This is a genomic window from Clostridium sp. AF27-2AA (assembly GCF_003478505.1).
Taxonomy (GTDB): Bacteria; Bacillota; Clostridia; order Lachnospirales; family Lachnospiraceae; genus Brotaphodocola.
Genome location: NZ_QUFI01000046.1, coordinates 228 through 21,193 on the forward strand (window position 1 = coordinate 228; position 20,966 = coordinate 21,193).

Below are 20,966 nucleotides of genomic sequence, written 5' to 3' on the forward strand. Positions count from 1 at the left end.
TCTTCACCGTCATGCGGCTCCTTTTTGACCTTCCGTTGGTCCGGTTCTGTACCGGCTGTGCGGAAGGAGAAACGTATGTATTTTGACGCAAAAGAGTTTGGTAAGAGACTTCACGATGTACGCACATCCCGTGCATTACGCAGGAGGAGCTGGCGGTTCGACTGGGACTGGCAAGCAAGCATCATATGCCGCGTTGGGAAACCGACGAGGCATTTTTCGACAAAATCAGACGATACGGAGTACGAAAAGGTTAGCTATGCGCGTTTTCATATGCTTTTCGGATTCCGTCCGGCAAATGGTCAGGAATCAGTGCCTTTAGTCTGTCCTCACTGCCGTCTTTGATTGCCTGCTCATAGTACCAGCATTTGAATTTCAGCATATCCAGAGTGCGGTTCATCTGCTCGAGCTCTGCCTCCATGTGCGACCGTTGCTCCTCAAACAGTGCCTTGCGTTGCGGGTAGGTGGACGGCCCTTCTACACACCAATCCATGAATTGCCGGATGTCCTTGATCTCCATGCCAGCTTTTTTCAGACATTCAATGACCCGGAGTGCTTCAATCTCCGTGTCACCGAATTTGCGGATGCCGGACACCCGTTCCATGTTCGGAAACAGCCCCTGCTTATCATAATAGCGCAGCGTGGAAATAGGTAATCCGAACATCTCTGCCACTTGTCCAATTGAATACATAAATTTCCCTCTCGAAATTTTCAAAAAATATCTTGACCTAAAGTTAGGTTTAGGTATTACTATGAGAATAACACAAAGAATATAAAAATGCAAGGAGTGTTCTACGATGAATAAAAAGGTACTGATCATTTCCTCAAGTCCCCGTAAGGGTGGTAACTCCGAAACGCTGGCGGCAGCATTTGCCAAGGGCGCACGGGAGGCAGGCAATCAGATAGAAACCGTATATCTGCGGGAAAAGCAGGTTGGCTTCTGCAAGGGCTGTCTTGCCTGCCTGAAGTTGGGGCACTGCGTCATCCAGGACGATGCCGTGGAAATTGCCGCCAAAATGCACGATGCGGATGTGCTGGTGTTCGCAACACCCGTCTACTATTACTGTGTCAGCGGTCAGCTCAAGACTATGCTGGATCGCGCCAACCCATTGTTCGATACGGACTACGCCTTTACGAAAGCCTACTTGCTGGCAACAGCGGCAGAGGACGCACCGGAAACCTTTGCGGGCACAGAGAAGGCCGTGCAGGGTTGGGTAGACTGCTTCCCCCGCTGTGCGCTGGCTGGCAAAGTGTTTGTAGGCGGCGTAAACGACGTGGGAGAGATCGCAGGTCATATTGCACTGGAGCAAGCTTATCAAATGGGCAAGGAGGTGTGAGCCATGGCAATCAAACAAACGGCAGGCAGAGAGGCTTTGGGGAAATTTGCTCCCAAATTTGCGGAATTGAATGATGATGTGCTGTTTGGGCAGGTGTGGAGCCGGGAAGACAAGCTTTCCCTGCGAGACCGCAGCATTGTAACAGTGGTGGCTCTGATGGCGCAGGGACTGACGGATTCGTCCTTTCAGTACCATCTGACAACTGCAAAGAACAACGGCGTGACGAAAACGGAAATTGCGGAGATCCTGACCCATGCGGCATTTTATGCGGGCTGGCCCAAGGCGTGGGCGGCTTTTCGTATGGCAAAGGAGGTATGGGCAGAGAACGATGCCGCCGATGCAAAAGCCAAGCATCAGAATGAAATGGTCTTTCCCATCGGTGCACCCAATGACGCCTTTGCAAAATATTTTATCGGACAAAGCTATCTCGCACCACTTTCTACGCAGCAGATCGGTATTTACAATGTGACCTTTGAACCCGGTTGCCGCAACAACTGGCACATTCATCATGCGAAAAACGGCGGCGGACAGATCCTCGTCTGTGTGGCCGGACGAGGTTACTATCAGGAATGGGGCAAACCGGCACAAGAGCTGCGCCCCGGCGATGTGGTAAATATCCCTGTGGGTGTCAAGCACTGGCACGGTGCTGCACCGGATAGCTGGTTTTCTCATCTGGCGGTAGAGGTTCCGGGGGATGAAACATCCAATGAATGGTTGGAAGCCGTGGACAACACAGTATATTTTAAGGCAACAGGCAAGGAGATCTGAATATGGAAAAACTGAATCTGACACAGGAATGGGACAAGGTGTTCCCGAAAAGCGACAGGGTGGATCACAAGAAAGTAACCTTTCACAACCGATATGGCATCATACTGGCGGCGGATATGTACACGCCGAGGGGCGCAGAGGGCAAGCTGCCTGCTATTGCCGTCAGCGGTCCGTTCGGTGCGGTAAAGGAGCAGTCCTCCGGTCTGTATGCGCAGAAAATGGCGGAGCTTGGCTTCTTGACGATTGCCTTCGATCCGTCCTACACCGGCGAGAGCGGCGGTATGCCCCGCTATGTAGCATCGCCGGACATCAACACCGAGGATTTCTGCGCAGCGGTAGACTTTCTCTCCGTGCAGGAGAATGTTGATCCGGAGCGCATCGGTATCATCGGTATCTGTGGCTGGGGCGGTATGGCGCTCAATGCCGCGGCCATTGACACCCGCATCAAAGCTACTGCGGCTATAACCATGTACGACATGACCCGTGTAACGGCCAACGGATATTTTGATGCTGAGGATTCTGAGCAGGCACGCTTTGAGAAGAAAAAAGCCATGAATGCACAGCGCATCGAGGATTATAAAAGCGGAAGCTATGCGCTGGCGGGTGGCGTAGTTGATCCGCTGCCGGAGGACGCACCGCAGTTTGTAAAGGACTATTATGCCTACTATAAGACTCCGCGAGGCTACCATCCCCGCAGCCTGAATTCCAACGGCGGCTGGAATGTGACCTCCTCGCTGTCGTTCCTGAATATGCCGATCTTGCAATACAGCAGCGAGATCCGCTCTGCTGTGTTGCTGGTACACGGGGAAAAGGCGCACTCCCGCTATTTCAGCGAAACAGCGTACAGCAAGCTGACCGGCGATAACAAGGAATTGCTCATTATCCCCGATGCAAACCACACTGACCTTTACGATCAGATGGACATCATTCCATTTGAAAAGCTCAACGCATTCTTTACGGAGTATTTGTTTCACGGCTGTTTATCCTTCGGATGGAAACAGCAGGAATTGAGACCATTAGGGTAGCCAATATTTTTATGTTTGTGTTAGGCTTTGTTGGCAGTAGTCTACCAGAATTTTTCATTACAGTGTTTTGCTAAAGGAATCCGATGGAGCTATAGCGAAGAAGAAAAGCGCTGGGTCTTATGCCCGTGGTGCGGTGCCAAGATGCGCTTGCAGATATTGCGGGAGACGGAATTAGTAACTTTTCCTCTGTTTTGTCCAAAATGCAGGCATGAGAGTATTATCAACGCAAAAAAATTTTATCATTGAAACCAAACAGCCAGACGCTAAGACGCAGTGCTGATCGCAAAATCGATCATGCGCTGCGTCTTATTTATTTTGAAGGAAGGATCTGCTATGGATGCAATTATTTACACTACCAACACTGGAAGCTTACTTTTGTGATGCGTGCAGAAGGATCACGATTCGGTATTGAGCGGTGCAGTGAGAAGCGAAAATATTCTGCTGCCGATCATGCAAAATCATTGATAAGAGAGAAGGAGAAAAAGTTATGTCAGAAAAGAATATTATTATTCGTCTGGAAACGAAAGACGATTACAGAGCTGCCGAAAACCTGACCCGTGAGGCATTCTGGAATGTTTACCGGCCCAGCTGTGTGGAGCACTATGTGCTGCACTGTTATCGGAATGACCCGGCATTTGTGCCGGAGCTGGATTTTTTGATGGAACTGGACGGTGAGCTGATCGGGCAGATTATCTATGTGCAGTCGGAGATTGACTGTGACGATGGACGAAAGGTATCGATCATGACCTTCGGCCCCATCAGCATTGCACCCGCATACAAGCGGCAGGGCTATGGAAAGCAGCTGCTTGACTATTCCATGGAAAAAGCCAGGGAAATGGGCGCAGGAGCGTTTGCCATTACCGGTAATATTGACTTTTACGGCAAGTCTGGCTTTGTTCCGGTCAAAACCAGGGGCGTACGCTATGCCGACGACCCGGATGCGGACTATTTTCTCATCAAAGAATTGAAATCCGGATTTCTGAACGACATCTCCGGTACTTACAAAGACCCCGAGGGGTATTTTGTCTGTGAGAAAGATCCGGAGGAGTTTGAACGGTTTGAAGCCACCTTCCCGGTAAAAGAAAAGCAGAAGCTGCCGGGACAGCTGTTTTGAACAGGAAGAATAATGGCATCCAGTAAAGAGTATCTTCATTTCATTTTAGAACAGCTATCCGGCTCTATGAAGGGACACGGGTACTCGAATGATCTGCTGGATGCGTGTATTCGTGATGCCAAAGCGCAGGGGAAGAAAGGCATTTGTATTTTGTGCGCGGAGGGCCGGAAGCGGGAATTCCTCGCTGACCCGAAATTCCTTGCTTACAAGGAGTTTCGGGTGGCAGACATATCTGACTGCGGGATCAATCTCATGTATCTTCCTATCGAATCGGGTGCACAGCCGCCGCATTTCAAGGAATGTGCGAAACATCCGGTGATTAAGGAAGCAGGTTTTGTTCTCTATTACACCGATCAGTGTCCATATACCTATTATTGGGTGCCAAGGGTGCAGGAGGCAGCGAAGGAGCATGGTATCCCGTTCAAGGCCATCCATATCACTGATAAAAAATCTGCGCAGAATGTACCCGCGCCGGTCACGACCTATGCCCTGTTCCGGGACGGTCAGTTTCTGACACAAAGTATTCAGTCGGATAAAAAATTCATGGCGCTGGCAGGTTTGTAAGGCACAGGCAGAAGCTAGCTAGGGGAACTTTGTTTTCATGTCGACTTAATCAAAAATTTGTGTTTTAATTAAGTGAATACTAAAACAGGGGGCTAATATGGAACTTGACCGTATGCTAAAGGCATTGGGAGAACCAATGCGTTTGAAAATATATCAATCGCTTTTAGAAAGAAAACATTGTGTTCGTTCTCTGTCTAAAAAATTCAGTATTTCTGAATCCGCCATTTCTCAACATATGAAAGTCATGAAGGACGCAGGATTAGTCTATGGTGAGAAATACGGCTATCACACACATTATCTTCCACGACAGGATGCTGTAGGCTTCCTTACCGAGCAGTTTGAGAAGATGCAGACTGCTTCACTAACTCTGAATCGTGATAGGACTGTTTGTCAATGTGAGTATCGTAAGGAGGAAGAAGTATGAATATCCTGTTTGATTTGTTCCTGACTTTTGCAAAGATCGGGTTGTTTACCTTTGGTGGAGGTTACGCCATGATTTCCACAATTGAAAACAACTGTGTAGAAAGAAAACAATGGATTACTCACGATGAGATGATGAATGTGACTGTTATTGCGGAATCCACCCCAGGTCCCATCGCTATCAACTGCGCAACCTTTACCGGATATAAGAAAGCTGGTTTTAGTGGTGCATTGGTGGCAACACTGGGTATGATTGTTCCATCCTTTGTTGTTATCTATCTGATTTCTGTGTTTCTTGATAATTTCCTGGAACTGACCATCATGGCCCATGCTTTTAAGGGTATCAAAATAGCCGTTGGCATCTTAATTCTGGATGCTGCCATTACTATGATTAAAAAAATGCACAAAAAGAAACTGCCGAGAACAATTATGATCGGCTCCGCTATCGTCATGTTCTGCATCAACCTCTTTGGATGGAATTTCTCCTCGATCAGTCTGATGCTGATTTCAGCGGTTGTGAGTCTGACGATGTTTATTCTGAACGGTACACCTGAACAGAAAGGTGGTGCAAAGAAATGATTTATCTTGACTTGTTTCTTGGTTTCTTAAAAGTCGGATGCTTTGCATTTGGCGGTGCCTATGGTGCCATTCCGTTAATCCGAGATGTAGTAATGTCTTATGGCTGGCTGAGAGATGAAATGCTGACTTATATGATTGCTGTCAGCGAAAGTACCCCAGGTCCCATCATGGTCAACCTTGCCACTTATATCGGTAGCAATCAAGCAGGATTCCTTGGTGCAGTGGTCGCAACGCTGGCGGTTGTTCTGCCTTCGTTTTTGATTATTTTGTTGGTAACAGCGTTATTGAAAACTGCATTGAAGAACAAATATGTTCAAGCTGTGTTGTGTGGGCTGAAACCTTGCGTAATCGGCATTGTGCTGGCTACGGGCATTTACATGGTTTTAAGTAACTGCTTTGTGAAAATATCTGATGTATGTATTAACATCCCAGCGATTATCATCTCAATTATCTTGGTTCTTTCTATAATTAGCTATAGGCAGTTGACAAAAAAGAAGTTATCGCCAATTCTGCTAATGGTTATCTCAGCGGTTGCGGGAGTAGTTGTATACGGCATATGAGGAACTTTTGATGGGATGTTAGGAAACAAAAGTTCTTGGAATCAGGGTTACTGCAGATGAACTATATTTGGATCACAAAAGAAAATATTGACAAGGAAGGGAATATGTTTTATGGCAAAAGAGAGGGATGGATTTAGAAGCCGGACCGGTTTTGTACTGGCATGCATTGGTTCAGCGGTTGGTATGGGAAATATCTGGCGTTTTCCGTACATTGTTTCAGACTGGGGAGGAATGACATTTCTGCTTCCCTATCTGATGTTTGTGGTGCTGATCGCGTCTACCGGAGTGATCGAGGAGATGGCGCTGGGGCGCATGGCCAAGAGTGGTCCTATCAAAGCCTTTGGCATGTGTACGGAGCTTCGCACTGGAAAGAAACGGACAGGGGAGCTGATTGGCATGATCCCGGTTCTGGGCTCCATGGCGCTGGCCATTGGTTATACCGTGGTGGTTGGTTGGATCTTTAAGTATGCGTTTCTGGCACTCAGTGGCAACCTGTATACCCTGGGACAGGATATGGAAGCCATTGGCGCTCTGTTTGATGGTACTGCTTCCAGCTTTGGCAACAATGGCTGGCTGATGGTCACAGTTCTTGTGACTGCGGTTATCATGGCATTTGGCATTGCAGGTGGAATTGAGAAAGCCAACAAGGTGATGATGCCGCTTTTGTTTGTTTTGTTTCTGGGACTGGGGGCATACATTTTTGCACTGCCTGGCTCGGAAAACGGATATCATTACATTTTTACCATCAATCCGGAGGGACTGAAAGATGTCCGCCTGTGGATCTATGCCTTTGGCCAGGCATTTTTCTCGCTGTCCATTGCGGGAAATGGAACGGTGATTTATGGATCCTATCTGAGTGATTCCGAAGATATTGTAGGCTCGGCAAAAAATGTGGCATTCTTTGATACGCTTGCTGCATTGTTAGCTGCTTTCGTGATCATTCCGGGCATGGCGGCAGGCGGGGCAGAATTATCTTCGGGTGGCCCGGGCCTTATGTTTATTTATCTGCTGAATGTATTTAACGGGATGCCGGGCGGAAAAATCTGTGGTGTGGTTTTTTATGTCTGCGTTTTGTTTGCTGGCATGAGTTCTCTCGTCAATCTCTATGAGGCTCCGGTGGAAACGCTGCAGGAACGCCTGGGCCTGAAACGCCCGGCAGCAGTGGCTGTGATTGCTGCAGCTGGCTGCGGTGTGGCACTGTTCATTCAGGGCATTGTGTCCGACTGGATGGATGTGGTATCCATCTATATCTGTCCATTGGGAGCCATGCTTGCCGGCATTATGTTCTTCTGGGTGGCCGGTAAGGATGTTGCTGTCGATGCAGTGAACCGGGGAAGAAAAAAGAAAATTGGAAGCTGGTTTGTTCCCCTTGGAAAGTATGTGCTGGTTCCAGCTGCGTTTATTGCACTTGTGGCAGGCGCGCTGATGGGGGGAATTGGCTAAGGCATCTGGAAAAAATTATTGCAAGAACCGTTTTTGTATTTATTTGCAAAGACGGTTCTTTTGTGTTATAATAAAATTTAACACAACTTTTGAGAAAAGAAGAAAGAAATCAGAAAAAAGAATGAAAAAGGAGCTGTTTTACATGTCACAGGTAGTAGATCGCTTTTTACAATATGTTTCATTTGATACCCAGTCTGAGGAAGGAGCAGCGAAGCAGCCCAGTACGGATAAGCAGTGGGAACTGGCAAGGCTCTTAAAACAGGAACTGGAAGAGCTGGGGGCAGAGCAGGTTCGCCTGAGTGAATATGGTTATATTTATGCGGAGATTCCGTCGAATCTTCCGGAAGATCAGGCTGGCAAAGTACCGGCACTGGGGTTTATTTCCCATATGGATACGGCACCAGCTCTGACTGGATGCAATGTAAAGCCACAGGTTGTAAAAAATTATGATGGACATGACATCTGTCTGAATGCAGAAAAGCAGATTACCATGCGGATTTCGGAGTTTCCGTTCCTGGAGCGGTACAAGGGACAGGATCTGATCACAACAGATGGAACCACACTGCTTGGTGCAGATGACAAAGCCGGTGTGGCAGAAATTATGACGGCGGCCGCTTATCTGCTTTCCCATAAAGAAATTCCGCACGGAAAGATTTGTATTGGATTTACTCCGGATGAGGAGATTGGCTGCGGCGCAGACCGGTTTGAGGTGGAGAATTTTGGCGCACAGTTTGCCTACACGGTTGACGGCGGAGAGCTTGGTGAGGTGGAATACGAAAACTTTAACGCTGCGTCTGCCGTTGTCACGATTCATGGCTGCAGTATGCACACCGGAGACGCGAAACAGGGCATGGTGAATTCCATGCTGATCGGCATGGAGTACCAGCAGATACTGCCGACTTTCGAGAATCCCATGTATACGGAAGGATATGAAGGGTTTTTCCATCTGGATCATTTTAATGGTGATGTGGAAACTTCGATGATGAAGTATCTGATTCGGGATCATGATATGGAAAAGTTTGAAAAGAAAAAAGAGCAAATGCGCCAGATTGCAGCATTCCTGAACCAGAAATACGGTGATGGCACCGTAGAGATCGAGATCCGGGATTCTTATTTCAACATGAAAGAGAAGATCAAACCGCATATGCAGCTGATTGACCGGGTGTGCAGCGCTATGAAGGAACTGGATGTGGAGCCGGTGATCCGTCCGATCCGCGGCGGTACGGATGGAGCGCGCCTTTCTTACGAAGGACTTCCGTGCCCAAATCTGTGTACCGGAGGCGCGAATTTCCACGGAAAGTACGAGTTTATTTCTATCCAGTCCATGGAGAAAATCGTGGAATTGCTTGTAAAACTGATGACAGCGCCGAAAACAGAGCGGAAAGAATGACGGCGGACAGAAGCAGCCCGCAAAGAAGAACAGGAGAGTAAGAAGCAGAAAAGAGATAAGGATCATGAGAGAGAAACTTACAAAATCAGATGTGGAAAAAATCCAGGAAGAGATTGAATATCGGAAACTGGAAGTGCGTCCCGAATGTCTGGAAGCAGTAAAGGAAGCAAGAGCCCATGGAGATCTGAGCGAAAACTTTGAGTATTATGCGGCTAAGAAAGACAAAAATCAGAACGAAAGCCGCATTCGTTATCTGGAGAATATGCTGAAAAACGCAATTGTGATCTCCGATGAGTCAAGGTCCGACGAGGTCGGCCTGAATAAGGCGGTTACCCTCTATATGGAGGATGACGATGAGGAGGAGACCTACAAGCTGGTCACCAGCATCCGCGGCAACTCCATGCACAATATGATCAGCATTGAGTCACCTCTTGGCAAAGCTATTCTGCGCCACAAAGTGGGAGACCGGGTGGAGATTACCACGGACAACGGTTACAGCTATTTTGCGGAGATCAGGAAAATTGAAGATATCGGAGATAAAGATGATACGATCCGGAAATTCTGATATTTCTGAGCTATCAGAACTCCCGGACCGGAGAATCAGTATTTTGATCGGGTGTAAAAATTGATTACAAACTCCATAAAATGATGCACATAAGGCTTTAAGATAAAATTCTTATGGTAAACAAGATACAGGCTGCGGCTGTCTGCAACCAGCGGAAGATCAAAAACAAGAAGTTTCTGATCCGATCCGGGGCTGCAGGCGGCCGCTTTTGATATGACAGAAATCCCCAGACCGTTAGCAACGAGATTTTTGATGGATTCCTGGTCGTTGAGGCGGGCAGTGACATTCAGGGAATTTTCCGGGATATGCAGGTTTTCAAGAAGTTCGTAGACAAATTTACGGCTTCCGCTGCCTTCTTCCCGCAGGATCAGGGACTCTGATTTTAAGATGGTGTTGATGGGAGTACCGGAGCTTTTCAACTCTTCAAAATAAGCGTTTTTCGGCGTAATGAGTACCATTTGGTCCTGGTAGAAGGGCTCAAAGCAGAACCGGTCATCTTCGCTGGTCATGCCAACCAGCCCCAGGTTAAAGCTGCCTTCCAGAATCTTGTCCAGAATGCCCTGGCTGTCGCTTTGATAGATATTGAAATAGGTTTCCGGACACAGCTTTTTGTAGGCAGGAAGAAGCTCTGGCAGCAGATAGGTGGACGGAATCGTGGATGCGCCCATATGGATCACATTCCGGCTTTCATTGATCCAACTTTCAATTAAATGATTTTTCAGGCTCAGAATGCTTACGGCGCATTCATAAAATTCCTGTCCCCGAGGTGTCAGCTCAATGCTTTTGGTGGTACGCACCAGCAGGCAGGACTGAAACTCATCCTCCAGCATACGGATATGAGTGCTGATCGTAGGCTGGGAGATGAAAAGCTTCTCTGAGGCTTTCGTAAAGCTGCCATAATCGACGACAGCGACGAATGATTGCAGTTGTTTGAATTCCATATGCCTCCTTTATATCAGATCCAGCCGCCGTCCAGTCCAATGACCTGTCCGGTCAGGTAAGAACCCTTGTATCCAAGATGATAGACGAAATCGGCAACCTCCTCTGCGCGTCCCAGTCGTCCCGCCGGGATTTCCTCAACCAGCTGGATGAGTTCGTCTTCCTGCAGCCACTGGTTCATCTCGGTGTCGATGGCACCGCAGGCTACGGCATTTACCTGAATGTTGCTTGGGGCCAGTTCTTTGGCAAGGGCCTTAGTGAACGCGTTGACGCCGCCCTTGGTCGCAGAATAGGCCACCTCACAGGAAGCGCCTGCACAGCCCCAGACGGAGGAAATGTTTATGATTTTTCCGTGTCCGGCCGGAAGCATCAGCGGAATGGCCAGCTTGCAGCAGTTAAAGACAGAAGTCAGGTTGGTGCGCAAAATGCGGTCCCAGTCTTCTGATGACATATCCTGCAGCAGGCCAATGTAGTCGATACCGGCGTTGTTGACCAGAACATCCAGCGAGCCGAACTGCTTGCGGATCATAGAAAAAAGCTGCTCACAGACAGCCATGTCTCCCATGTCGCCCAGAAATGCGGCACAGGTTACCTGATAACTTTCGATTTCTTTTTTGGTTTGCATCAGCTCCTGTTCCCGGTGGGCACAGTTGATGATGACATTATAGCCTTTTTTGGCAAATTTTACGGCAATGGCCTTTCCGATTCCACGGGAAGCGCCCGTTACAAGAACTACTTTTTTTGCCATAAGATCACTCCTCTCTCTGCTTTTATTTTATCATAAAAAAACGTTTTGGTCAGCCTTTTCATACATTTTACAATTCAATTACAATTTTACGAACTCTCTGTAACTTTCTGGAGAGTTATGTTATACTGGATGACAGATTATGGTGGAAATTTGGATAGAAAGGCGAGTACGCATGAATACATGGAAAAAGATACTGGCTGTGAGCTGTCTTTGTGCGGCAGCATCCAGCCCGTTTGCCGCTTACGCGGACGCTGCAAAATCTGTTCACGAGGCAACTCTTGTAGCGGCTCCGGCAGACTATGAAAACATTGCGGTATCCCAGGTGTCCGATTATGTGAATATCCGGGAACAGGCAACCACGAACAGCAAAATTGTAGGTAAGATTTATAATAACTGCGCGGCAACCATTCTGGAAACTGTGGAGGGAGAGGGCGGAAGCTGGTACCGCATTCAGTCCGGAAGTGTAAACGGATTCATCAAATCCCAGTATTTTATCACCGGTCAGGAGGCCGAAACGCTGGCCCAGTCGATTGGCCGGGAGTTTGTTACCGTCAGTGTGGACAACCTGCGCCTTCGTGAAGAACCGAATCTGACCAGCAATGTTCTGACCATGGTCTCCAGTGGTTCCCGTTATGTGGTTCAGGGGGACGAGGGAGATTTTTATAAGGTCGAGGTCGATGCAGATCTGATCGGTTATATTGCCAAATCCTATTGCAAGGTCGAAGTGGAATTTGATCAGGCAGTATCCCTGGAGGAAGAACGCCAGAAACTGGAAGAAGAGGCCCAGAGAAAGCGGGATGCCCAGACGGCCATCGCAAATCTGGAGCAGACCATTAAGGTAGAAGAGAATAAGGACGTTATCATTCCGGCAAATCCGGCCCAGAGTGATGATTCCGCGATTACCAGTGCGCCGTCTGCAAATACTGCGCAAAACAGTCAGGCTCAGAGTCCGTCGTCAGGTCAGAACAGTTCTGACAGCAAGTCTGCGGCTTCCGCTCCTGGAAAGACGAATTCTTCTAACAGTTCAAGCCAGATTGGTTCGTCCGGCCCGTCCTCAGGCACAGTTTCTTCTCCGGTTGCAGGTCCGGGAAGCTCCGCGGCAGTTGTATCTGCGACCAGAACCGCAATCGTGGCTTATGCCAAGCAGTTTTTGGGCAACCCGTATGTGTATGGCGGCACCAGCCTGACAAACGGCGCGGACTGCTCTGGTTTTACCCAGTCTGTCTTTGCGCATTTTGGCATTACCACAGGAAGAAGCTCCAGAGATCAGGCAGCGCAGGGAAAAGAGATTTCCATGTCGGCCATCCAGCCTGGTGACCTTCTGTTCTATGCCAGCGGAAGCTACATCAATCATGTGGCTATTTACATAGGAGACGGAAAAATCATCCACTCCAGTAATCCGACTACCGGTATTACCATCACCAAGTACAACTACCGTACGCCGTGCAAGGCGGTAACATTCCTGGATTAGGAGTGTGCGGTTTATGAATGAAAAAAAACAATACTGCGGCCTGGACCTGCTGAAATTTATCATGGCGGTCCTGGTGGCCGCGCGGCATATGATTCAGGTGTTTTATCCGGCGGAAAGCCGCTGGCGCCTGATCATTGGCAGCTGGCTTTCCAATCTGGCTGTTCCGGTGTTTTTCATCATTGCGGGATTTCTTTTATTTCGCAAGATCCCGGATACGGACAAAAAGAGCGGATGGCCTGTGGTGGGGCGTTATGCCTGGCGCATTGTGAAGCTGTATCTGCTCTGGTGTGTCATTTACTGGCCTATTGATATTTTCAACTGGTATCATGGTACGGCCACCATCATGGAGACATTGAAGGCATATGTTCATTCATTCTTTTTCTCCAGTACCATTGCACAGCTCTGGTATCTGCCGGCGCTGGCTGTGGCTGCCCTGATCGTGTGGACTGGTTATCGTGCCGGATTGAAGATATGGATGCTGCTGGTTCTGGCGGGGGCACTGTTTGTGTTTGGCTGCATCTGTGATAACTGGTATTTTACCGAGCGTGCGCCCATGAAAATCCAGGAATTTGTATGGTGGTATGCGCCGAAGTTCGTGACCATGCGAAACGGTCTGTTTTACGGAAGCTTTTACCTGGCCTTGGGACTCTGGTTTTCCAGAAAGACCTGGTGTATGCCGGTGCTGCTTTCACTGGGCGGCAGCGTGCTGTTTCTGGCCCTGATGTACAAAGAGGTGGCCACCTGCTTCAATACCAATATGGTGTTTACCGCGGCTCCGGCAGCGGTCTGTCTGACAGAACTTGCCATGAGGCTTCGGGGGGGATATTCCCGTTTCTTTGTAACACTGCGGGAGATGAGCGAGTGGGTTTATTTCTCCCATTTTTATTTCTTCTATTTCTTTTCCTGGACGGTAAAGTGGAATCCGCTTCCGTTGACCGAACAGAATATTACGCTGTGCATTTTTGTGCCCATGCTGCTGTTTGCGCTTCTTGTCTCAATGATGTCTCATCGGGAAAGCGGAAGATGGCTCCGAAAATTTATTTAGGAAAAACGAATGAAATAACGGAAATCATAAAAATAAAAAGCCTCTGGGAAAATTCCCAGGGGCTTTTTGAAAAGTATGAAAGTGTTTTGGCTTTCGTATGTAAAAATTTAGAATTCCGGCTCAATCAGACCGTAAGTCTGACCCTTTCTCTTATAAACGACATTGACTTCTTCTGTTTCTGCGTTTAAGAATACATAGAAGTTATGTCCTAACAGTTCCATCTGCACGCAGGCTTCTTCTGGATCCATAGGCTTCATGGCGAAGCGTTTGGTCTTTACAATCTGAATCTCGTCTTCCGGTTCCGCTTCTTCACTGATGAACAAATCGGAGAAGGACTGTGCGGACTGCTTTTTGTCGATGAGTTTGTTTTTGTACTTACGAAGCTGGCGTTCGATGATCTCCTCTACCAGGTCGATGGATACATACATGTCATTGCTGGATTCTTCAGCACGGATAATGTTGCCCTTAACCGGGATAGTAACCTCGATCTTCTGTTTGTCTTTCTGTACACTGAGAGTTACGATGATTTCTGTATCCGGAAGGAAATAACGTTCCAGTTTTCCGATTTTTTCCTCAATGGCGGCGCGAAGCCCCGGAGTCACATCAATATTTCTGCCTGTAATCGTATAACGCATAAGTCATCAGCTCCTTCTTTTGAGATGTTCTAAGTATAACATATAAAACCGAAAATTACAACCAAAACAAGGAAATTGTTGAGACAATTATTGGGAATGAAAAATAAAAACACATACTTTATCCACAAAAAAGAAATTGCATTTCTACCTTTGCGGATGTGGAAAAGTCAAGCGTTTTTCCTGTATTTTTTGGCGTAAACAGTGGATTTATAAGATATGAACAAAGAAAACCGTACGTTTTTCCGTGGGGAATAAACGGAAAAATGTGGGAAAACTTTGTGGATAATGTGGATAACTTGGTGCATAACTCATTTTTGGCTGAAAATCAAGGAAAATGGATGTGGATGTATTTTTCGTGGATATTGTGGATAACGTGGATAAGTTGTGAATCGAACATAATTTTTGTGCAACCTGACAGGTTTACCATAATTTTACTTTTATGTCGCCTTTGCAATAAGGAAATTAATTTTTTGTGAACAAAGGGCCTAAAACTTGAATAAATCAGGGGATAGTGGTACAATATCAAAGATTGACTTATAATAATAGTAGAAACGAGACAGACGAAACAAAGAAAGTTTAGGAGAAAGAACTATATGAATCTCATAGAAAAAGTATTTGGCACCCACAGCGAGCGGGAATTGAAGATGATCTATCCGATTGTGGATAAAATCGAAGCGCTGCGTCCGACCATGCAGGCAAAGACCGATGAGGAACTGCGTGATAATACCCGCATCTTCAAGGAGCGTCTTGCAAACGGTGAAACCCTGGATGATATCCTTCCGGAGGCATTTGCTACCGTACGTGAGGCGGCAAAACGTGTGCTGAACATGGAACATTATCCGGTACAGCTCATCGGTGGTATCGTGCTGCATCAGGGCCGTATCGCTGAGATGAGAACCGGTGAAGGTAAGACCCTGGTTTCCACTTCCCCGGCATACTTAAACGCACTGGCAGGCAATGGCGTTCACATTGTAACCGTCAACGATTATCTGGCAAAACGAGATGCGGAGTGGATGGGACAGGTTCACCGTTTCCTGGGCCTGACAGTTGGCGTGGTATTAAACCCGATGACCTCTGAGGAGCGTAAGGCTGCTTACAACTGCGACATCACCTACGTTACCAACAACGAGCTGGGCTTTGATTACCTGCGTGACAACATGGCAATCTACAAGGACCAGATGGTTCTGCGCAATCTGGATTATGCCATCATCGATGAGGTGGATTCCGTCCTGATCGATGAAGCAAGAACTCCGCTGATCATTTCCGGCCAGAGCGGCAAATCCACAAAGCTTTACGAGGTATGTGATGTGCTGGCTCATCAGCTGGTACGCGGTGAGGCATCCGGCGAGTTCACCAAGATGAATGCCATCATGGGCGAGGACATCGAGGAGACCGGCGACTTCGTTGTAAATGAGAAAGATAAAGTCGTTAACCTGACTGAGGAAGGCGTTAAGAAGGTAGAGCAGTTCTTCCATATTGAGAACCTGGCAGATCCGGAGAATCTTGAGATCCAGCACAATATCATCCTGGCTCTGCGCGCAAACTACCTGATGTTCCGTGATAAGGACTATGTAGTAAAAGACGATGAGGTTCTCATTGTCGATGAGTTTACCGGACGTATCATGCCGGGCCGCCGTTATTCCGATGGACTGCACCAGGCAATCGAGGCGAAGGAGCATGTAAATGTCCGCCGCGAGAGCAAGACCCTGGCAACCATCACCTTCCAGAACTTCTTCAACAAGTTCCGCAAGAAAGCCGGCATGACCGGTACTGCGTTAACCGAGGAGAAAGAGTTCCGTAATACCTACGGCATGGATGCCATCGCAATCCCGACCAACCGTCCGGTTGCGCGTATTGACCATGAGGATGCAGTATACAAGACCAAAAAAGAAAAATTTAAGGCAGTTGTCGATGAAGTGGTGGCTTCCCATGAGAAGGGACAGCCGGTACTGGTTGGCACCATCACCATTGAGACTTCTGAGCTGTTAAGCAAGATGCTGACCAAGCGCGGTATTCAGCACAAAGTCCTGAACGCGAAGTTCCATGAGCTGGAGGCAGAGATCGTAGCGGATGCTGGTATCCACGGCGCTGTTACCATCGCGACCAACATGGCCGGCCGTGGTACCGATATCAAGCTGGATGATGAGGCAAAGGCAGCAGGCGGCTTAAAGGTTATCGGTACCGAGCGTCATGAGTCCCGCCGTATCGACAATCAGCTGCGCGGACGTTCCGGCCGTCAGGGTGACCCGGGTGAGTCCCGCTTCTACATTTCCCTGGAAGATGACCTGATGCGTCTGTTCGGTTCCGAGCGTCTGATGGCTATGTTTGAGGCCCTGGGTGTTCCGGAGGGCGAGCAGATCGAGCACAAGATGCTTTCCAGCGCTATTGAGAAAGCACAGATGAAGATCGAGAACAACAACTACGGTATCCGTGAGAACCTGTTAAAATACGACGAGGTCAACAACGAGCAGCGTGAGATCATCTATGCAGAGCGCCGCAAGGTTCTGGATGGTGACAACATGCGTGACCTCATCTTAAAGATGATTACCGATATCGTGGAGAATTCTGTGGATCTGTCCATCTCAGAGGAACAGGCATCCTCCGAGTGGGATTTGAATGAGTTAAACAGCCTTCTGCTCCCGATCATTCCGCTTGAGACCATCACCGCAGAGAATCATCCGGTGACTAAGAAGAATGAATTAAAGCATATGCTGAAGGAAGAAGCCATCAAGCTGTACGAGGCAAAAGAGGCAGAGTTCCAGGAGGCAGAGCAGATCCGTGAGCTGGAGCGCGTAGTACTTCTGAAGGTGATCGACAACAAGTGGATGAGCCACATTGATGATATGGACCAGCTGCGTCAGGGTATTGGCCTGCAGGCTTACGGCCAGAGAGACCCGGTTGTTGAGTACAAGATGAGCGCTTACGAGATGTTCGAGGCTATGACGGCAGCGATCACCGAGGAGACTGTCCGCATTTTGTTCCACATTCGTGTAGAGCAGAAGATTGAGCGTGAGCCGGCAGCCAAGGTAACCGGAACCAACCGCGACACCTCTGCGCCCCAGGCACCGAAGGTACGCCAGGTACAGAAAATCTACCCGAACGATCCGTGTCCGTGCGGAAGCGGCAAGAAATTCAAACAGTGCCATGGCCGTGATTTAATGCCGAGATAATAAGAAAATAGTGACCGGCGGGTCTGTCAAAGGATTCGCCGGTCATTGTGAAAAGAAATACAAAATATATAATATGAAAGAAGGTGACACAATGGTAGAATTAGATCAGTTCAAGTACACATTATCGACCTTTGAAAAACCATTAGTGGAAGTGAGGGATTCACTTTGACCTGGATAACAAGGTCAGACGAATCGATGAATTAGACAAATCCATGGAGGAGCCGGGCTTCTGGGACGATGCCGACCGCGCCACCAAGCTGGTTCAGGAGGCAAAGAACCTGAAGGATACCGTAGAGCTCTACCGTGGTCTGGAGCAGCAGTACGAGGATATCCAGGTTATGATCGAGATGGGATATGAAGAGGAGGATCCTTCTCTGATTCCGGAGATTCAGGAGATGCTGGACGAGTTTACGCGCAATCTGGAAAAGCTGCGCATGGAAACCCTGCTGTCCGGTGAATATGACAAATACAATGCTATCCTGCGCTTAAATGCAGGCGCAGGCGGTACAGAGTCCTGTGACTGGTGCAGCATGCTGTACCGTATGTACTGCCGCTGGGCAGACAAGATGGGCTACAAGACGGAAGTCCTGGATTACCTGGATGGTGATGAAGCAGGCATCAAGTCTGTTACCATTCAGATCAACGGGGAGAATGCATTTGGCTACTTAAAGTCCGAACGTGGCGTGCACCGTCTGGTGCGTATTTCCCCGTTCAATGCGGCCGGAAAACGCCAGACCTCTTTCGTGTCCTGTGATGTTATGCCGGATATTGAGGAAGATCTGGATGTGGACATTAACCCGGATGACCTGCGGATCGATACCTATCGTTCCAGTGGTGCCGGTGGTCAGCACATCAACAAGACTTCTTCTGCCATCCGTATCACCCATATCCCGACCGGAATCGTGGTACAGTGCCAGAATGAGCGTTCCCAGTTCCAGAACAAGGACAAGGCCATGCAGATGTTAAAGGCAAAGCTGTATATGTTAAAGCAGCAGGAAAATGCCGAAAAGCTGTCCGACATCCGTGGCGATGTCAAGGAAATCGGCTGGGGTAACCAGATTCGCTCGTATGTGCTGCAGCCATATACCATGGTCAAAGACCTGCGCACCGGCGAAGAAACCGGAAATGTGGCTAATGTCCTGGATGGAGGGCTGGACCCGTTCATCAGCGCCTACCTGCGCTGGCTGAGTCTGGGCTGCCCGGACCGCAAGGCTTCCGCAGAAGATTAATTTTGATTTTTATAAAAGCAGAGTGTATGCAAGAAAAAGCTTGCGCTCTGCTTTTTTTTGTGCTAATATCTCTCACATGAGCACAAATGTTCATGATAGACGAACATAAAGAGATGATACTGTCGGTTACAGACAGATATTTTCGGGAGGATTTATTATGCCGGAAGAAAAAAGCAAGTATTTTGTAGTGAAGCAGAAAGCGGTGCCGGAGGTATTGCTGAAGGTTGTGGAGGCCAAGAAGCTTCTGGAGTCAGAACGGGTGATGACCGTTCAGGAGGCAACCGAGCGGGTGGGCATCAGCCGCAGTTCTTTTTACAAATATAAAGAAGATATTTTCCCGTTCTATGACAATACAAAAGGCAAGACCGTTACTTTTGTGGTACAGATGGATGATGAACAGGGCCTGCTTTCGGACCTGCTTCATATCGTGGCAGTTTACAAAGCAAACATCCTGACGATTCATCAGAGTATTCCGGTCAACGGCGTAGCAACGCTGACTTTGTCTGTGGAAGTTAAGGACAACACAGGGAATATCTCCAAAATGGTGGAAGAGATTGAAGAGCAGGACGGCATTCATTATGTGAAAATCGTTTCCAGGGAGTAATACCGGGGGGTTGCAGATAGCATGGAAGCATAAATAACAGAAAGAAAAGCGAGGACAGAGCAATGGTACAGGTAGCAATCATGGGATATGGCACAATTGGTTCCGGAGTAGCGGAGATCTTAGCGCAGAATGCAGAGCAGATCAAACATGGCTGCGGACAGGATGTAGCACTGAAATATGTACTGGATCTTCGGGATTTCCCGGGAAGTCCGGTAGAAGACAGGATCGTACATGATTTTTCCGTAATCGAGAAAGATCCGGAAGTGAGCGTGGTAGTAGAGACCATGGGTGGTTTAAATCCGGCTTATCCGTTTGTAAAGGCAAGCCTGCTGGCCGGCAAGCATGTGGTAACCTCCAACAAAGCCCTGGTGGCCGCTTATGGAACCGAGCTTCTTGCCATTGCAAGGGAAAAAAACGTGAATTTCTTCTTTGAGGCCAGCGTTGGCGGCGGTATTCCGATCATCCGTCCGCTGTACCGCTGCTTAAAAGGAGAGAAGATCCTGGAAATTACCGGTATCTTAAACGGTACTACCAACTTTATTCTGACCAAGATGGACAAAGAAGGAGCTTCCTTTGAAGCAGTATTAAAAGAGGCGCAGGATCTGGGATACGCGGAGCGCAATCCGGAAGCAGATGTAGAGGGCTACGATACCTGCCGCAAGATCGCAATTCTCACGGCGATGGCGTCAGGAAAAGAAGTGAACTATGAGGATATCAGCACAGAGGGTATCACAAAGATTACCGATGTGGATTTCAAGTACGCAGACAAACTGGGAACTTCCGTGAAGCTGTTCGGAACCAGCCGTCTGGACGGAGATGAGGTTCATGCATGGGTGGCTCCGGTCATGATTGGCAAGGATCATCCGCTGTATGCAGTCAATGATGTGTTTAACGGCATCATGGTAAAGGGCAACATGCTGGGAACTGCCATGTTCTACGGAAGCGGTGCCGGAAAGCTCCCGACCGCCAGTGCTGTCGTTGCCGACATTATGGAGGCAGTTGAGAATGCGGACCACAACGTGCCGCTTGGCTGGAGCAGTGAGCGTCTAGTGATCGCAGACCAGAAGACCTCCGTACACCGCTATTTTGTGCGTGTAGAAGGAACCGGTACCGAGCTGGAGCAGGCAGCTGCCGCAGCCTTTGGAGGCGCAGAACTTGTAAAACTGGACAGCTTAAACGATGAGTTTGCGCTGCTGACCGGTGAGATGAGTGAGGCAGCGTACGCAGAGTGTGCTGCAGCATTTGAAAAAACCGCAAAGATCCGCCAGAGAATCCGCGCAGAATTTTAAAAATTTAGGGTTAAAACCAATATAGGTCCGAATCCGGTAATCCCGGCATACCGCTGCGCAAAATATGGGTATTG

22 protein-coding genes are annotated in these 20,966 nt (G+C 48.3%); 18 read left to right on the forward strand and 4 right to left on the reverse strand.

Features of this window, described 5'->3' with window-relative positions:
- Window positions 1-250: 250 nt before the first annotated feature.
- On the reverse strand, window positions 251-688 hold the full coding sequence (locus DWY84_RS15860; RefSeq protein ID WP_118532716.1) for a MerR family transcriptional regulator: 438 nt from the start codon (window positions 686-688) through the stop codon (window positions 251-253).
- 106 nt (window positions 689-794) lie between these two features.
- Between DWY84_RS15860 and DWY84_RS15865 the strand changes: the two genes are divergently transcribed.
- The 12 genes from DWY84_RS15865 (at window position 795) to greA (ending at window position 9,762) form a co-directional block, all read left to right on the forward strand.
- On the forward strand, window positions 795-1,334 hold the full coding sequence (locus DWY84_RS15865) for a flavodoxin family protein (protein ID WP_118532714.1): 540 nt from the start codon (window positions 795-797) through the stop codon (window positions 1,332-1,334).
- A gap of 3 nt (window positions 1,335-1,337) precedes the next feature.
- Window positions 1,338-2,102, forward strand: a complete 765-nt coding sequence (locus tag DWY84_RS15870; protein WP_118532712.1) for a carboxymuconolactone decarboxylase family protein — start codon at window positions 1,338-1,340, stop codon at window positions 2,100-2,102.
- A complete protein-coding gene (locus DWY84_RS15875; protein WP_207665126.1) occupies window positions 2,099-3,127 on the forward strand; it encodes an alpha/beta hydrolase in 1,029 nt (342 codons plus the stop codon). Before DWY84_RS15870 ends, DWY84_RS15875 begins: the two co-directional genes overlap by 4 nt.
- A gap of 141 nt (window positions 3,128-3,268) precedes the next feature.
- On the forward strand, window positions 3,269-3,373 hold the full coding sequence (locus DWY84_RS15880; RefSeq protein WP_347560784.1) for a cysteine-rich KTR domain-containing protein: 105 nt from the start codon (window positions 3,269-3,271) through the stop codon (window positions 3,371-3,373).
- Between the two features lie 241 nt (window positions 3,374-3,614).
- On the forward strand, window positions 3,615-4,241 hold the full coding sequence (locus tag DWY84_RS15885; RefSeq protein ID WP_118532708.1) for an N-acetyltransferase: 627 nt from the start codon (window positions 3,615-3,617) through the stop codon (window positions 4,239-4,241).
- Between the two features lie 12 nt (window positions 4,242-4,253).
- Window positions 4,254-4,805: a YoaP domain-containing protein gene (locus tag DWY84_RS15890; protein WP_118532706.1), complete on the forward strand. Its 552-nt coding sequence runs from the start codon at window positions 4,254-4,256 to the stop codon at window positions 4,803-4,805.
- A 97-nt stretch (window positions 4,806-4,902) separates the two neighbouring features.
- The gene (locus DWY84_RS15895) at window positions 4,903-5,229 is read left to right on the forward strand and encodes a metalloregulator ArsR/SmtB family transcription factor (RefSeq protein WP_118532704.1); all 327 of its coding nucleotides are present in this window, start codon (window positions 4,903-4,905) and stop codon (window positions 5,227-5,229) included.
- Entirely contained in the window at window positions 5,226-5,804 is a 579-nt protein-coding gene (locus DWY84_RS15900) for a chromate transporter (RefSeq protein WP_118532702.1), read from the forward strand. The genes DWY84_RS15895 and DWY84_RS15900 overlap by 4 nt, the downstream gene beginning before the upstream one ends.
- Window positions 5,801-6,364: a chromate transporter gene (locus DWY84_RS15905; RefSeq protein ID WP_118532700.1), complete on the forward strand. Its 564-nt coding sequence runs from the start codon at window positions 5,801-5,803 to the stop codon at window positions 6,362-6,364. The genes DWY84_RS15900 and DWY84_RS15905 overlap by 4 nt, the downstream gene beginning before the upstream one ends.
- Before the next feature lie 111 nt (window positions 6,365-6,475).
- On the forward strand, window positions 6,476-7,807 hold the full coding sequence (locus tag DWY84_RS15910; protein ID WP_118532698.1) for a sodium-dependent transporter: 1,332 nt from the start codon (window positions 6,476-6,478) through the stop codon (window positions 7,805-7,807).
- A 142-nt stretch (window positions 7,808-7,949) separates the two neighbouring features.
- Window positions 7,950-9,197: a peptidase T gene (pepT, locus tag DWY84_RS15915; protein WP_118532788.1), complete on the forward strand. Its 1,248-nt coding sequence runs from the start codon at window positions 7,950-7,952 to the stop codon at window positions 9,195-9,197.
- A 64-nt stretch (window positions 9,198-9,261) separates the two neighbouring features.
- Entirely contained in the window at window positions 9,262-9,762 is a 501-nt protein-coding gene (gene greA / locus DWY84_RS15920) for a transcription elongation factor GreA (protein WP_118532696.1), read from the forward strand.
- A 35-nt stretch (window positions 9,763-9,797) separates the two neighbouring features.
- Here the strand turns inward: greA and DWY84_RS15925 are convergent, their stop codons facing one another.
- Complete coding sequence (locus DWY84_RS15925; protein WP_118532694.1) at window positions 9,798-10,703, reverse strand: selenium metabolism-associated LysR family transcriptional regulator; 906 nt, start codon at window positions 10,701-10,703, stop codon at window positions 9,798-9,800.
- A 14-nt stretch (window positions 10,704-10,717) separates the two neighbouring features.
- The gene (fabG, locus tag DWY84_RS15930) at window positions 10,718-11,449 is read right to left on the reverse strand and encodes a 3-oxoacyl-ACP reductase FabG (protein ID WP_118532692.1); all 732 of its coding nucleotides are present in this window, start codon (window positions 11,447-11,449) and stop codon (window positions 10,718-10,720) included.
- Between the two features lie 172 nt (window positions 11,450-11,621).
- Between fabG and DWY84_RS15935 the strand changes: the two genes are divergently transcribed.
- Both DWY84_RS15935 and DWY84_RS15940 read left to right on the forward strand, forming a co-directional pair.
- Entirely contained in the window at window positions 11,622-12,920 is a 1,299-nt protein-coding gene (locus DWY84_RS15935; RefSeq protein WP_118532690.1) for an NlpC/P60 family protein, read from the forward strand.
- A gap of 13 nt (window positions 12,921-12,933) precedes the next feature.
- Window positions 12,934-13,965 (forward strand): acyltransferase, encoded by a 1,032-nt coding sequence (locus DWY84_RS15940; protein WP_118532688.1) that lies wholly within the window; start codon window positions 12,934-12,936, stop codon window positions 13,963-13,965.
- A 107-nt stretch (window positions 13,966-14,072) separates the two neighbouring features.
- Here the strand turns inward: DWY84_RS15940 and raiA are convergent, their stop codons facing one another.
- Window positions 14,073-14,600 carry a ribosome-associated translation inhibitor RaiA gene (raiA, locus tag DWY84_RS15945; protein ID WP_118532686.1) on the reverse strand — a complete coding sequence of 176 codons (528 nt, stop codon included), beginning with the start codon at window positions 14,598-14,600 and terminating at the stop codon, window positions 14,073-14,075.
- Between the two features lie 593 nt (window positions 14,601-15,193).
- Here raiA and secA point away from each other — a divergent pair.
- The 4 genes from secA to DWY84_RS15965 all read left to right on the forward strand — a co-directional run bounded on the left by secA (window position 15,194) and on the right by DWY84_RS15965 (window position 20,892).
- Window positions 15,194-17,770, forward strand: a complete 2,577-nt coding sequence (gene secA / locus DWY84_RS15950; protein ID WP_118532684.1) for a preprotein translocase subunit SecA — start codon at window positions 15,194-15,196, stop codon at window positions 17,768-17,770.
- A 91-nt stretch (window positions 17,771-17,861) separates the two neighbouring features.
- A protein-coding gene (prfB, locus tag DWY84_RS15955) for a peptide chain release factor 2 (RefSeq protein ID WP_118532682.1) occupies window positions 17,862-18,999 on the forward strand; the annotation gives its coding sequence in 2 pieces (ribosomal slippage) (window positions 17,862-17,936 and window positions 17,938-18,999; 1,137 coding nt in all).
- 157 nt (window positions 19,000-19,156) lie between these two features.
- Window positions 19,157-19,603: an ACT domain-containing protein gene (locus DWY84_RS15960; protein WP_118532680.1), complete on the forward strand. Its 447-nt coding sequence runs from the start codon at window positions 19,157-19,159 to the stop codon at window positions 19,601-19,603.
- Between the two features lie 62 nt (window positions 19,604-19,665).
- A complete protein-coding gene (locus DWY84_RS15965) occupies window positions 19,666-20,892 on the forward strand; it encodes a homoserine dehydrogenase (protein ID WP_118532678.1) in 1,227 nt (408 codons plus the stop codon).
- Window positions 20,893-20,966: the final 74 nt, after the last annotated feature.